The organism is Oribacterium sinus, assembly GCF_963553175.1.
GTDB lineage: Bacteria > Bacillota > Clostridia > Lachnospirales > Lachnospiraceae > Oribacterium > Oribacterium sinus_B.
Map to the genome: position 1 here is coordinate 1 of NZ_CAUVME010000022.1, position 14,477 is coordinate 14,477.

Annotated in this window: 9 protein-coding genes; all 9 read right to left on the minus strand. The window is 45.6% G+C overall.

The window, feature by feature from the left end; all coding sequences use genetic code 11:
* Window positions 1-198: 198 nt before the first annotated feature.
* Complete coding sequence (locus RYO92_RS07135) at window positions 199-498, minus strand: HigA family addiction module antitoxin (RefSeq protein WP_314635782.1); 300 nt, start codon at window positions 496-498, stop codon at window positions 199-201.
* A 716-nt stretch (window positions 499-1,214) separates the two neighbouring features.
* Window positions 1,215-1,904: a D-glycero-alpha-D-manno-heptose-1,7-bisphosphate 7-phosphatase gene (locus RYO92_RS07140; protein ID WP_007158205.1), complete on the minus strand. Its 690-nt coding sequence runs from the start codon at window positions 1,902-1,904 to the stop codon at window positions 1,215-1,217.
* Entirely contained in the window at window positions 1,894-2,613 is a 720-nt protein-coding gene (locus RYO92_RS07145) for a nucleotidyltransferase family protein (RefSeq protein WP_315369938.1), read from the minus strand. The genes RYO92_RS07140 and RYO92_RS07145 overlap by 11 nt, the downstream gene beginning before the upstream one ends.
* Before the next feature lie 186 nt (window positions 2,614-2,799).
* Window positions 2,800-6,522: a glycosyltransferase gene (locus RYO92_RS07150; protein ID WP_315369939.1), complete on the minus strand. Its 3,723-nt coding sequence runs from the start codon at window positions 6,520-6,522 to the stop codon at window positions 2,800-2,802.
* Entirely contained in the window at window positions 6,519-8,072 is a 1,554-nt protein-coding gene (locus tag RYO92_RS07155; protein WP_315369940.1) for an ABC transporter ATP-binding protein, read from the minus strand. The genes RYO92_RS07150 and RYO92_RS07155 overlap by 4 nt, the downstream gene beginning before the upstream one ends.
* A gap of 399 nt (window positions 8,073-8,471) precedes the next feature.
* Window positions 8,472-9,542: a PDDEXK nuclease domain-containing protein gene (locus RYO92_RS07160; RefSeq protein ID WP_315369941.1), complete on the minus strand. Its 1,071-nt coding sequence runs from the start codon at window positions 9,540-9,542 to the stop codon at window positions 8,472-8,474.
* 28 nt (window positions 9,543-9,570) lie between these two features.
* Complete coding sequence (locus RYO92_RS07165; protein ID WP_315369942.1) at window positions 9,571-9,861, minus strand: hypothetical protein; 291 nt, start codon at window positions 9,859-9,861, stop codon at window positions 9,571-9,573.
* Window positions 9,862-9,894: 33 nt separating this feature from the next.
* On the minus strand, window positions 9,895-11,235 hold the full coding sequence (locus tag RYO92_RS07170; RefSeq protein WP_315369943.1) for an ATP-binding protein: 1,341 nt from the start codon (window positions 11,233-11,235) through the stop codon (window positions 9,895-9,897).
* A gap of 280 nt (window positions 11,236-11,515) precedes the next feature.
* Window positions 11,516-14,101 (minus strand): ATP-dependent chaperone ClpB, encoded by a 2,586-nt coding sequence (gene clpB, locus RYO92_RS07175; RefSeq protein WP_315369944.1) that lies wholly within the window; start codon window positions 14,099-14,101, stop codon window positions 11,516-11,518.
* Window positions 14,102-14,477: the final 376 nt, after the last annotated feature.

Consider the following 14,477-nt stretch of genomic DNA (forward strand, 5'->3'; position numbering starts at 1 on the left):
GGGCGGATTCGGGACTTTAACCCGTTAGAAACGTGCGCCGCTAGGCGCACAAGAACAAGGGAGTACCGCAGGCTTGCGATACTCCCTTCTAACAAAAGGAACTGTAAATATAAAAATTATGTTGTATGCAATATAGGGCTGAAAGAGGGGTAGTCTGAGCCTGCTGCATTCTTGCTACAATTCTCTTTTATAGTACCATTATGCATATTGTATTGTTTTAATTTGCTGTAGTTCGAGATCCAGCTTTCTTTTCTGCATTCGAATATCAATGTCATTCTGCATATTGATGAAATACTCATCCGAAACACCGAATAGCTTTGCGAGCCGGAGAGAGGTATCAATCGTGATTTTTCGTCTATTATGCAGAATGTCTTGGATTCTGGAAACAGGAACATGAATTGCTTGTGCAATGCTATATGCGCTCAGATCCATCGGCTCCATAAATTCTTCTCGAAGGATTTCACCAATGCTTGGTGGCTCAATATAATTTAATTCCATAACTTCTCCTTTTTCAAGTGTATATGTCAATGCTGCGATGGAGCAAACCATAAAACCATAAAAGCTTTCAAACAAGTGAAGAATTTGAACTTTTGAAAGAGTTTAATGGTAGTAATGATGAATGTAAATGGTAAATAACTTGTCCATTCAAAAAATCCGCCAGCTCTAAAGCCGAGAGCATCGTCAATATCTCAAAAAAATTAATCTTTCTATCGGAGTTATGGATCAATCGAGGCTAGTAAGCGACATCAAAATGTCGGTTTGAATGTCGGTTTGAATGTCGGTTTGAATGTCGGTTTAACAAAGTACTAGGGAGTACCGCAGGCTTGCGATACTCCCTTCTAACAAAAGAAGCTGTAAATATAAAAATTATGTTGTATGCAATATAGGGCTAAAAGAGAGGCAATCTGAGCTCGCCGATACTTACCAAAAGCCGGCGAAGTGAAGGGCTGTATAAACAATAAGTGAGAGCGACCGATGCAGTATAGGCATGAAAGAGGGCAATATGAGCCCGCCGGTACTTGCGAAAAACAAAGGTACTGCAGTTTTTCGCTTAGTACCGCTGCAGGGCGAGGTTAGCGGGAGCGTGCCCGATTTCATGCCTATACCGCATCGGAGCGAACTCCTTCGATGAATACAGTCCAGTCCTTCACTGCGAAGGCGAAGCTAGCGGGAGCGTGCCCGATTTCATGCCTATATTACCTTGAAGCGAACTCCTATGATGAATACAGCTCCCTCTCCACAATCCATCTTGCGGCTTCTTCTAAATTTTCAAAGTATGGAGGGCAAGGCTTCCCTTCCTCTTCCAGCTTCTTTTTCTCCTCTTTCCCGTAGCCGGTAGCCAGAAGGATAGGCTGTACGCCGAAGTTTTCTCCGGCTTCACAGTCTAAGATTTTATCGCCAATCATATAGGAATGAGAAAGCCAAGCCTTTCGCTCTGCTTGCTTGTGCTCCTGCTCCAATGCTTCCCGTTCTTCCCGGCTTAAGCGGTAAGGGCTTTGAATGGGAAACTCTGCTTCATTTCCCCGCAATAAATCCCACTCCGCCTGATAGAGCATTCCCGGATTTGGCTTTCGGCAATCGCATTCCCTCTGATAAGCTCCTATTCCTTTCGGATGGTGAGGACAGTAATAGATGCCTTTCAGGAAAATGTCTCTCTTCCGAAGCTCTTCCCGAAGATAACTATGGAGTACCTCTGCATCCTTTTCTCCGTAATAGCCTCTTCCGATTCCGGCTTGGTTCGTGACCACCACCAGCTGAAAGCCGGCTTTTACCAAGATGGATAAGCCCTCTAAAACATGGGGCAGAAAACGAAAGTCCTCTACTTTATGCAGGTAGGAAATCTCCTCATTGATGGTGCCGTCCCGATCCAGAAATACGGTTTTTCTCAATGCCTTATTTTCCATGCTTTCCCTGCTCCACATCCGTAATAAACTGCTGATAGTCCTTAGGAATGCCGATATCCATGAAATAGCCATCGAAGGGAAGACCGAAGATTCGTTTTCCTTCGGAGAGCCATTTGGGGACGCAGTCCTGCTCCAGACTTTGCTTTCCTTCAGGGATTTCCGCAATCAGGCTCTTCTTCATCACATAGATGCCTCCGTTGATTTCTCCGGCTAAGGGCTGCCCACCATCTTCCAGCTTCTCATTCCATGCCAAAATCCGGCCTGCTGCATCTCTTCGCACTGCGCCGTAGCGGGAAATATCCGGTACAGCTCGGGTGGCAAGGCTAAAGTCTCCGTCATTTTCCTGATGAAAACGGAGAAGTCCCTGATAATCCATGGGAAAATAAGTGTCCGCATTCAGCACCAGTACCTCTTCCTCCAAAATCTTCGGCAGGGCATTTCGGATGGCGCCCCCGGTGCCTAGTGGCTCTTCCTCATAGGAATAGGCAATCTTTAGGCCGAAGGCGGAGCCGTCCTGAAAATACTCTTCAATCATCTCCCCCATATAGCCCAGGGCAAAAATCACTTCCGTAATACCCTTGTCCCGGAGCATTTCCAGAAGGTACTGTAAAAAGGGCTTTCCGCAAATATCCGCCATGGGCTTGGGACGGTCCGAAACCACGGAACGAAGTCTGGTGCCCATTCCTCCACATAATAAGATTGCTTGCATTTTCCCTCCCTATAAAATGATTGCTACCGGCACAGAATTCTATCGAGTTATCAAAACTCTCTGCGCCGATAGCTTGATTTTCACTGCCTTACTTGATTGCTTGGTACAAATGGCTTGGTTTCTACCACTTTACTTTAATCGTTTCGACTACTTTACTTCTATAAGATGACTGCTATAACTTTGCTTCTATTTCTTCCAGTCCAGCACTTCTCCATCTTTTCCAAGACCGAAGTCTTCCCGAATGCCATCAAATACCGCCTCTGTGGAGAATGCTTTTTCCACAAATTCCAGGGACTTCTGTCCCATTTCCCGAAGCTTGGGTATGTTTTGGTACAGCAGCGCTCCGGTTTTCGCAAATTCTCTTTCTTCTCCCTCGATAGCTACTACTTCTTCAATGCCCGGGATGCCTTCCGCTCCGCAGGGGGTGGTCAGGATGGCGGCTCCTTCGTGGAGGGCTTCCACCACTTTTCCCTTCACGCCTGCTCCGTAGCGCAGGGGCACAATCACCATTCGGCTTTCCTGATAGAGGCTATGAAGCTTTTCGTCACTGACAAAGCCCAGCACCTCTATACCCTCCTGCTTTCCCAGAGCCAGAACCTTCTCTGTAGGCTTACTGCCCACGATGCGGAAGGAAATGTTCGGAAGCTGTCTTCTCATTAAGGGGAAGATTTCCTTGGCAAACCAAAGCACGCCGTCCTCATTTGGCGGGTGAGCAAAGCCTCCCACAAAGAGCATTCCTTCCCGGCCCTCTGTCATTTTCTCCACCTGTACGGAGTCGGAGAACACATAAGCGGTAATGGCCTTTACCGGAATACTGTCGTCAATCTTGTGGATTTCCTCCACCTCTAAGTTGGAGGGGTAATAACTGATGTCCGCCTTTTGCAGGACGGAAAGCTCCATGCTCTTAAAGTAGGCGATTTCCTCTAAAAGCTCCGGTCTTGGCTTCAGGGCATACTCCCTTTGCAGGCGAAGGAAATGCAGGTCATGACCGTAGAAAATAATCTTCCAGTCCGTATTTTCCTTGATGTAGTCAATGTACTTGGAGGCGATATGGGGGCGGTTCAGATAAACAATCTGAATCATCTGCTTATTGTCTTCCATCCACTTCCAAATGCCACCCTGCATCTTACTGCCGTAAAGGACTTCGATGCCCATTTGCTCCAAAGCTTCCGTGTAGGGCTCTTCCTTTAGGAAATTGTCTCCTAAGAACTTTATCTGCACGCCCTTTTCCGCCAGCATTTTCAGGTACTGGTAGGTGGTTTTGGAGCCTGCGTCCTTGTCAAAGGTGGGCACATAGTGGTCTACGAAGAGCACATAGCGCTTGCCCATGCCCCGTTCTCTGGCCTGGAAGGGGTTGGGGCTTCCGATATTGACGCACTGCTTTTTCAGCTCTTCCTTCCATTTTTCCTTAAATTTTTCCTGATTGACCTTCTGGTAACGCTTCAGGCCACTTCCTTCCACATCCGTGCCGTTGGAAATGCCTTCATAGTGGATGACCTTGGACTTGGGCTGGTACAGCACCTTTTTACCCATTTTCCGTACGGAAAATGCCAGGTCGGAGTCTTCGCAGTAGGCGGGAGCAAAGAGCTCGTCAAAGCCTCCCAGTTCCTTCCAAATGCTTGTCCGCACCAAAATGGCGGCACCGGAAATGTAGTCCACTTCCTTCACATAGTTGTACTCCGGATCCTCCGGGTCTTGCAGTCTGCCGTAGTTCCAGCCGGAAGCATCGGACCAGATAATGCCGCCTGCCTCCTGCAATCTTCCGTCCGGGTACACCAGCTTGGAGCCTACGATTCCCGCATCCGGCCGTCTTTCCATCAGCTCCACCAAGGAGGACAACCAGCCCTCCGTCACTTCCGTATCATTGTTCAGGAAGAAAATGTATTCTCCCTTGGCTAAAGCGGCGGCCTGATTGCAGTTTTTCAAAAAGCCCATATTTTCCTTGTTCCGGGCAATCACCAGATTTTCCGAAAAGAGCCGTAAATCTCTGGTGGCATCCGTGGACACATCATCCGCAATAATTACCTCGTAGGGTGTTTCCGCAGGGTCTGTGAAACGGAGAATGGACTGTAAACAGCGGTAGGTGTAGTGAATCTGGTTATAACAAGGAATCACGATACTGACCTTGGGATTGTCCACCTTGGGAAGGCAAACCTTTCCCCCGTCAAAATAGGCCTGTCCGATTTTAAAATGTCCGGAAATCCGATTTCTTCCCTCTGCCGTGAAATATAAAGGCAGGGTTTTAAAGGGGTGAAGCAAACTCCGTCCCATGTAGTGAAGAATCAGTCTTCTCTTACTGTCCTTTGGAAAACGACGGTTAAAGGCGGCGGAAAGCCGTCTTCTGATCTTGGAAGGCAGGCTTTGGTGCCGTTCAAAATAGTTCCGCTCCTCCTGAAGCTGGGCAATGTCCCGCTCATGGGCACGAATCACATTTTCCAGATTGCCCACATGCACATTGGTAAGGCGATTGACCTCCCGCTCTTTCTTTACGGAAATTTCCTTTTCCTTCAGCTCTTCCTGCAAATATTGGATCTGCTCTCTCCGAAGGGCAATTTCTTCCTTCTGCTTTTGGAAATTTTCCGGGCTCATACGACTTTGCTGGTAAGCCCAAACATTTTCCTCCTGTCCCTCTCCATGAACCTCTTCCTGGAAAATGGCCTCTTTGCGCTCGCAGGAAAGAAGCTCCGGCTTGTTGATGGAAAACAGGCGGAAGAAGCTTTCTTCGTCCTTGTATTTTAATTTGTCCTTATATTCTTCGTACCAGTAATGGAGAATGCGATACAGGAGGAAAAGCCGTTCCTCTCCCTCTTCCTTCACCCACTCGCAGTCAATGAGCACCGCCTGATCTCCGTCCATGATGACATTTTCAAAAAGTAAATCCAAGTTGGCAGGCTTTATGAAACTTTCCTCTCCCAAAAGAAGATGAAGAGCTTCCTGGATTTCCTTTACCGGCGCCTTTCCTTGGGATATCAAGTCTCCCAGAATTTCTCCGATGCTCTTTCCCTTTACAAAGGGGTACAAAATGCTGGAGGGGGACTGGGAACCGGCATAGGCCCGCCAAAAGCCTTCTTCCTCCAAAACCTGAATCTTCCGCCGGGCAAAGCTTTCGCTAAGGAGCTTCCGCTTCTTGGGTAAGGAATCAATGTGGGCATTGGCCTCCGCCCCGATGCCTTCCTTTAAGACCTTTTTAACGCCCTCTTTATCCCGAAGAATCTCGGTTTTCAGGGCATACTCCGGCTTTCTGCCGGAATTGTATTTGATGTACTCCACTTCCTCGCTGTGCACATCCTTCATGGAAAGGATAGCCGTGGCATCTCCCCGGAAGCGGTAGAGAAAGCTGGGGGCAAACTGGGGGAAAACCCCTTTCTTTCCCAGGGCCACATAGCCGTAGCTCTCCTCTCCCTCCTTGGGAAGTCTTTTTTCTGTATAAAAATGAATGGGATAGTCCAGAGAAGGCATGGGAAAATAAAGACTTGCCCTAGCCTTTGGGTAGTCCTTTTTCAGGCTCTCTTCCAGCATTTTCAAAGCATCATAGCTTTGGTAAGCCGGCTCCTTCTCGTAATAGCCGGTGGAAATGCGCTCCAGAGCATTCTCATTTTCCATCCCCAAAATCACTTCGCCCCCGGGAAGCAACCACTTCTCCAAAAAGGTGCGAAGCATCTCCTCCAGGGAACCCTGGAAGAGCATCAAATGCCGCTTGGTCAGAAGCGGAATGATGATATAGTCAAAGCGGTCTTCCTCCAAACGGAGACTGATGCTTTTTACTCTTTTTCGTAGTAGCTTTTCAAAAAGCTCCTGGCTGTCCTTTTCTGCCAAAAGCAGGACCTTGCTGTCCTTCTCCAGCCCCCCTTCTCCGGGGAAAAACGAAATCCATTCGATTAAGTTGGATTGCACCTTCGAAAAACTCATGCCTCATGCCTTTCCAGAGTCACTTCCGACTCCATATCATAAATTCCTACGGTGTTTTTATTAGATAAAACAGTGATACTGGTAATGTCGTATTTTCTGTCGTAAACCGTGTGCTCCCCCTCTTCGAAGCCGGTGCAGGAAATGGACAGAAGGTACTCCCCCCCTTGCAGATTCATTCTCTGGGTAAAGGTGCAGTAGTATTCGTCCCCCTTCTTTACCGCCGGAATTTCCTTGCCTTCAAAAAGGGTGTTGGTGCCGCTTAGGTCCATGCCTCGCTTGTCCTTGATGGTGAAGGTGAAAATGGGGGCGGCGATATCATCATGGAAGACAATCCGTTCTTTGATGGAAAATTCCTCGCCCTTTAGTAGCACATTGCTTGGGCGCCCGTCCTTATCCAGCACGCCGAAGTCCAGAATCTCCGCCTTACCGTTGCCGTACTGCTGGCTGGAGGGGTTTATGGTCAAATGGTCTTTCATAAAGCCTGTAGGTTTTTGGGAAAATTGGCCGGCTTCGGGGGATGCGGGTTCGGCGGTTCCTGAGGCTATGCCTGTGCCGACGTTTTTTTCGGTGGTTCCGACTGTACCGGCGGTGGCGGCTCCGGTGGTTTTGGCAGTGCCGGCTCCGGATACGCCTTCTTGGCCGATCCCGTCAGATTCCGTATTTCCGGCTGTATCGGCTATTCCGCTGCCATCGGCTCCGGTTTTACCGACTTTGCTATTAGCTCCGCCGCTTCCGGCATTTCCCCTACGCTCTCCGTCCACATTGCCAAGGAAGTTCTGCTCCTCCATAAACTGCTCGGCATGGGGATCCTTTCCTGCCAAAATCTTCTTGTACTTATCCACCATTTGTCCGGGAAGGCCTTCCCCAACCTTTTCTCCCTTGTGGAAAAGCACCACCCTGTCGCAGTACTTCATTACCGAGCCTAAGTCGTGGGTTACCATCAAAATGGTGGTACCCTTCCGCTTTAATTCATCCATGCGGTGATAACATTTGGCCTGAAAGAACACATCTCCCACGGACAGGGCCTCGTCCACAATCAAAACCTCCGGGTCAATGGAGATATACAGGGCAAAGGCCAGACGGACAAACATACCGCTGGAATAGGACTTTACGGGCTGGTACACGAAGTCTCCAATATCCGCAAACTCCAAAATGGCAGGGAGCTTCTCATCCATCTCTGCCTTGCTAAAGCCCATCATGGTGCCGTTCATATAGATATTTTCAATACCGGTATAGTCCTGGTTAAAGCCGGCTCCCAGCTCCAAAAGAGCGCATATGCTTCCCCGGCTTTCCACCTTTCCCGTGGTGGCACTGAGTACCCCGGTAATAATCTTCAGCATGGTGGACTTACCGGAGCCGTTGGTGCCGATAATCCCCACTGCCTCTCCCCTTCCTACGGAAAAGGAAATGTCTCGCAGGGCATAGAAATCCTTATGGTAAGATTTTTTCCGAAGGCTAATGCTTTCCAGTAGCCGGTCTATGGGCTTATCGTATAAACGATAGACCTTGCTTACCTGATCCACCGAAATGATTTTCTCTGCTTCTTCCATAGTCCCCCTTAAAATCTATTGCTTAATGTTTCTGGTTTTGCTTTGTTCTGATTTTGCTCTAATGTTTCTAATTTTACTTTGTTCTGATTTTTATTCTGATTATTCAGCTTATTCTAATTCTGTTGTTTCACTCTGTTTTTCGGCCTGGTCTGTCCCTCGCCGTTCTTTCCGCTTCGCTCTTCCTTAGCACATGGGAAAATCCTCCTGCCCATCCTTAGAAAGGCAGTGCTCTAAACGAAAAGTATAACATAAAATCAGAATCTTTTCTCTATAAACCGCATTTACATCACTGTTAAATCTATCAAGAAATCATTAGCAATTCTCTCATACAAATTTATGAACATCTTGCTTCAAATAAAAAAGACGACAGATTTTTTTAATCTACCGTCTTGTGAAAATTTATTTTAGTTCATTTTCGATTTCTTCTATGCTTGGTAATGCTCCTTTTAAACTTTCAGGAATTAAGTTTTGTAGTTGATATTCTGAAATTCCAATAGGTGCTCTTGAACTTTCAGAAGCATATTTTGCCAATACATTGTCCTTTGTCTTACAGATTAAAAGGCCTATTGTTTGATTGTCTCCATCTCCCTTTAATATATGATTTACAGATGTCACATAGGTTCCAAGTTGCCCTATATCCGCAGGTTTAAATGCAGAAATCTTAACCTCCACAACTACATAGCAATGCAACTTAATGTTGTAGAATAACATATCAATAAATTCTTCTGAATTTCCAACTACAAGCCTATATTCTCTACCCACGAACGAAAATCCTGTCCCCAGCTCTAATAAGAATTTCTGAATATTATCCATTAAAGCGTCTTTCAATTCTTTTTCATCATAATTTTGTCTGATAGCTATAAAGTCAAAATTATAGGGATCTCTTGTCATTTCATTGGCCAAATCGCTTTGTAAAGCAGGCAAATTATTTGTAAAATTTGTTATCGCTTTTCCTTGTCTATCAAACAGGTCTGTATCCAAGAAATTTAAGAGCACAGCTCTGCTCCAGCTATTTTCTAATGTTTTCGATATAAAGAAAAATGCTTTATTCAAATCTCCTTCACATCTATCCATAATATATCTTTGATGCCCCCAAGGGATACTAAAAATCTTATCAAAATTTCCACTGCTTTGTGATATTCGTAAATCGTCCACAAGCTGTGGACGATTTAATGGGGAATACATTTCATAAAATTTTTTCATATATTTTAAATTAGTAACAGAAAGCCCTTTAACATTTGGAATTTCCTTTTGTAAATCCGAACTTAGCTTTTTATAAAACCCGCTTCCCCATCTACTTTCTGCCTTTAAGCTGATGATTTCTTCTCCCAAACTATAATAGAACCTTAGCATTTCAGAATTAACGGAAACTGCTGCTTTAAGTTGCCCGTCTTGATATGATTGTTTTATTTTTTCAAGCATTTGTATATACTCTTTATCACTTATGATAGTTAAATCTTTTTTGTTCAATATCATCACTCCTATCTCTATAAATTTTCTATAGTTTTTTGCATTTTTCTTTAATTTGACGAAATGTTTCTAAGTCTTCTTCCAATTCATCTTGAATCAAACCCAAATAGGAATACCCTAGCTTATCATAGATATCAAGGAGCTCTGACTTCCCAATTCCCAGTATTTCTGCTGCTCTTCCATGAGAAATACTTTGATTTAAAATATAGGGATATAGTAAAAGTGCATTTCTTCGTAGTTCCAACTCCGGTGAAAGCTCTTCCAGATACTTACGCATTTCTACCGGAACTTGTATTGTGATTGATTCCGTTTTCACCATAGTTGTCTTCTCCCTTCCGGTAAGCTATATAAATCAGTGCTCCATCTTTTCCAATGCCAACCCAATCAATTGATCCGCCTGGTCTGCCATAAACAGCGGGATATTCAGCACATCATCGTCCAGTTTCAGATTGTCCAATGAGAAACGGATGCGGAGCTTGACCTTATCAGGGAAGAGTTCCTTGAACTTCTTCATACTCTTGCTGCTTGTGTTGGTTTCGGATTTGACCTCCACGGGAAAGATGTCATTCTCCCGCTGAATGAGGAAGTCCACTTCGTAAGGCGGGTTGTTTTGGCTCCAATACCGGGGCATAACTTCAAACTGAGTAATTAAAGTCTGCAACACAAAGTTTTCACTTAATGCGCCTTTGAATTCAGTAAAAAGGCGGTTACCTTCGCCAAAGGCAGTGGGAGCCAACTGTGCCAGACGGCGGAGCAGTCCCACATCCACCAGATAAATCTTGAAGGCAGACAAGTCATCGTAAGCTGCAATTGGCAGACCGGGAGCTGAGCTGCGATAAATTTTATGCACTAAACGGGCATCTACCAGCCATTGCAAGGCATCCTCGTACTCACGGGCTCGGGCTCCTTCCTTGACCGCTTTATAGATGAACTTCTTGTTCTCTTTTGCTAGTTGGGAAGGAATAGATTTCCAGATCATGGAGATTTTCGGGAACTCGCTGAGATTAGGATGTTTTGCAAAATCTCGCTCATAGGCTCCGATGATTCCGGACAATGCTTCCTGCATGGCAGAAACATCCCGCGCCTCCGTCCACATCAATACCGACTCCGGCATCCCCCCGGTGACATAGTACATTTTCAGCTTCTCATACAGTGGATTAAAGAAGGCATCAGGGATGGGTTCAAGACTGTCCACCTGTTCCAGATACTGTGCCAGATTTTCATCACCGTTGGCAAGTAGGAATTCCTTAAAGGTCATCGGGTCAATCTGCATAAAGTTGACCTTACCCACCGGAAAAGAGGAGGGTTTCGCTAGCGCAATACCCAACAGAGAACCGGCGCAGGCAAGGTGATACTGCGGTGCGTTCTCGCAAAAATACTTCATGGAGTTGATGACCTTCGGGCAATCCTGTACCTCATCAAAAATAATAAGGGTTTTTTCAGGCACAATTTTTTGACCACTTGCCAGCATAAGGTTTTGTAGAATCCGATTCACATCCTTAGTCGTTTCAAAAAATTGCTTATATTCTTCATTTTCGTCGAAGTTAAAGTAAGCTGTATTTTCATAATAGCGCCTGCCGAACTCTTTCAGAATCCAAGTCTTACCCACCTGACGTACGCCTTTCAAGATTAATGGCTTGCGATAGGGAGAATTCTTCCAATCCAGCAATTTTTTTAAGATAAATCGTTCCACAAAAACAATCCTCACATTTTTATTATATTTTTGTGCTTATAAATCACACTTTTATTATATTTTTAATCCGTGGAAATTACAAGTAAAAATACAAAATTATTTGATTCACCTAAACTGCTTGTCAGAAAAATTCCTATACCTGCGTATAATCAAAGAATAGGGCATCTCTATACCTGCGCATAATCAAAAAAATAGCAGAAAGGACTGTAAGTTCCCCTTCTGCTATCTTCATTTTTCCTTATCTTAACAAGCGCCTCTTATGAAACACAAGCCATCTTTTTTAAACCACCGCCGCAGTTAGTTTTCCGTCCTGCAAACGGATTTCTATATTGTCACCTTCTTTTACCCTGTCTTCCAGAATTTCCTTAGCCACCAATGTTTCCACATGCTTTTGCATATAACGCTTCAGCGGTCTTGCACCGAAGCCGGGCTCATAGGCATTTTCCAAGATGAAGTCTAAGGCTTCCTTCTGAAGATGGATGTGCAAACGACGCTCCTGCAAACGCTTATTGATGTCCTTCAGAATCAAATCGGCGATTCTTTCCATATCCTTCTGTACCAAAGGCTTGAAGAGAATGATTTCATCCAAACGGTTCAGGAACTCCGGGCGGAAATGACCGTGAAGGGCTTCCATAACTTCCTTCCGTACATCCTCCGGAATGTCTCCATTTTCAGAGATACCGTCCAGAAGCGTCTGGGCACCGATATTGGAGGTCAGGATAATGATGGTGTTCTTAAAGTCCACCGTCCGTCCCTGAGAATCGGTGATTCGTCCGTCATCCAGCACCTGTAAGAGGATGTTGAACACATCCGGATGGGCCTTCTCGATTTCGTCAAAGAGCACTACCGCATAGGGCTTTCTTCGAACCGCCTCGGTCAGCTGTCCTCCCTCTTCGTAACCTACATAGCCGGGAGCCGCACCAATCAAACGGGACACGGAATATTTTTCCATGTACTCGGACATATCGATACGTACCATGGCATTTTCATCATCAAAGAGGTTCTGGGCAAGGGACTTGGCAAGCTCCGTCTTACCTACACCGGTAGGTCCTAAGAAGAGGAAGGAACCGATAGGCTTTGTGGGGTCTTTGATTCCGGCCTTGGAACGAAGAATAGCCTCTGTTACCTTGGTCACCGCCTCTTCCTGTCCAATCAGTCTCTTATGGATTTCATCGTCCAGATGAAGCACCTTGGAACGCTCGGATTCGTTTAACTTGGTTACCGGAATGCCGGTCCAACGGCTGATAATTTTGGCGATTTCTTCCTCTGTCACCTTGTCGTGTACCAAGCCCTGGGCTTCCTTAGACTGCGCAAGTTCCTCCGCCTCCACAAGCTCTTTCTCAATCTGCGGAAGATCCTGATATTGCAACTTCGAAGCCTGCTCATACTCTCCTTTTTGAACCGCAATGTTTATCTCCGCCTGCAACTGATTCTTCTTTTCACGAAGAGTCTGAAGTTTGGATACGGCGTTCTTTTCATTTTCCCACTGGGCCTTCTGCACATTAAACTGATCCCTAAGCTCGGAGAGCTCCTTCTGAAGGGTGGCCAGTCTTTCTTTGGAAAGCTGATCCTCTTCCTTCTTTAAAGCCAATTCCTCAATCTGGAGCTGCAAAATCCTTCTTTGCATTTCGTCCATTTCCTCCGGCATGGAGTCCATCTCGGTCTTAATCATGGCGCAGGCTTCATCCACAAGGTCAATGGCCTTATCCGGCAGGAACCTGTCGGAAATGTAACGGTCGGAAAGGGTAGCTGCCGCAACCAGTGCGGAGTCGGTAATCTTTACCCCGTGGTAAACCTCATAACGCTCCTTAATACCTCTTAGGATGGAAATGGTGTCTTCCACATCCGGCTCGTCCACCATGACAGGCTGAAAACGTCTTTCCAAAGCAGGGTCTTTTTCAATATATTTTCTATATTCATCCAGAGTGGTGGCTCCGATACAATGAAGCTCTCCTCTGGCCAGCATGGGTTTTAAGAGATTTCCGGCATCCATGGAGCCTTCGGTTTTTCCGGCTCCTACAATGTTGTGAATCTCATCGATGAAGAGCAGGATTTCTCCCTCGGACTTCTTCACCTCGTCCAAAACTGCCTTTAATCTTTCTTCAAACTCTCCTCTATATTTAGCGCCGGCAATCAATGCACCCATATCCAGGGCGAAAATCTTCTTCTTTTTCAAGGAATCCGGCACGTCTTCCTTGGCAATTCTTTGGGCCAGGCCCTCTACCGCAGCGGTTTTACCAACCCCGGGTTCTCCGATTAAGCAGGGGTTATTCTTCTGCTTTCTGGAAAGGATACGGATGATGTTACGTATTTCGTCATCTCTTCCGATAATGGGGTCAAACTTCTGCTGTCTGGCTCTTTCCACCATTTCATAGCCATATTTGTTCAAAGAATCATAGGTGCCTTCCGGGTTGTCCGTAACTACCTTCTGATTTCCTCGAACGGAGGACAGAGCCTGTAAGAAGCCGTCCTTGGTAATATGAAATTCTTTGAAAAGCTCCTGAATCTTCTTATCTCCATCCTTTAGGAGAGCCAGGAAAAGATGCTCTACGGAAATATATTCGTCTCCCATGGCTTTGGCATGGTCTTCCGCATTCATCATAACCTTATTGGCGTCCTGGGAAAAATACTGCTGTCCCCCGGAAACTTTAGGCAGGCTGTTAATCTTCTCTTCCAGCGCTCTCTTAAAGTCTCCTACCGGAACTTCCATCTTTTCCAGAAGCTTTTCAATCAGGCTGTCTTCAATGTCTAACAAACTATATAAAATATGAAGCTGTTCAATGGCTTGATTGCCGTGGTCCATAGCAATCTTTTGGCTGTTGTTGATACTTTCAACGGATTTTTGGGTAAAACGATTAATGTTCATAGGAGTACCTCCTTTATTTTCCTTAAGATAGCTCCATTATACACGCGTTGTTAGCACTGTCAAGTGATGAGTGCTAATTCTTTTGTGATTTTTTTGTGAAATGATATTGTTAAAATTTCACTTGCTTTTTTTGAAATCTCCCGCTATACTTACTCCCGTTATATATTTCATAAGGGAGTAACAAGAGCCTAGCTCGTGGATATCAACATTGCATGCAGGAAACTGCTGGTATCTACTGAAAATGTGAGACTTATGCAACCCAGTTTTTCTGAGTGGCATAGGTCTCTTTTTATTCTATGAAGAGCACCGACGCAGAGTAGGCTATCTCATTTTTAGAAGCAATCAGGTACTTGCCTCTTATGAAAACCTAGGGAGA

Coding starts and splice junctions, on each gene's coding strand:
- RYO92_RS07165 (WP_315369942.1), bottom strand. CDS start 9,861: ATGGTGAAAACGGAATCAATCACAATACAAGTTCCGGTAGAAATGCGT.
- RYO92_RS07150 (WP_315369939.1), bottom strand. CDS start 6,522: ATGAGTTTTTCGAAGGTGCAATCCAACTTAATCGAATGGATTTCGTTT.
- RYO92_RS07140 (WP_007158205.1), bottom strand. CDS start 1,904: ATGGAAAATAAGGCATTGAGAAAAACCGTATTTCTGGATCGGGACGGC.
- clpB (WP_315369944.1), bottom strand. CDS start 14,101: ATGAACATTAATCGTTTTACCCAAAAATCCGTTGAAAGTATCAACAAC.
- RYO92_RS07155 (WP_315369940.1), bottom strand. CDS start 8,072: ATGGAAGAAGCAGAGAAAATCATTTCGGTGGATCAGGTAAGCAAGGTC.
- RYO92_RS07135 (WP_314635782.1), bottom strand. CDS start 498: ATGGAATTAAATTATATTGAGCCACCAAGCATTGGTGAAATCCTTCGA.
- RYO92_RS07145 (WP_315369938.1), bottom strand. CDS start 2,613: ATGCAAGCAATCTTATTATGTGGAGGAATGGGCACCAGACTTCGTTCC.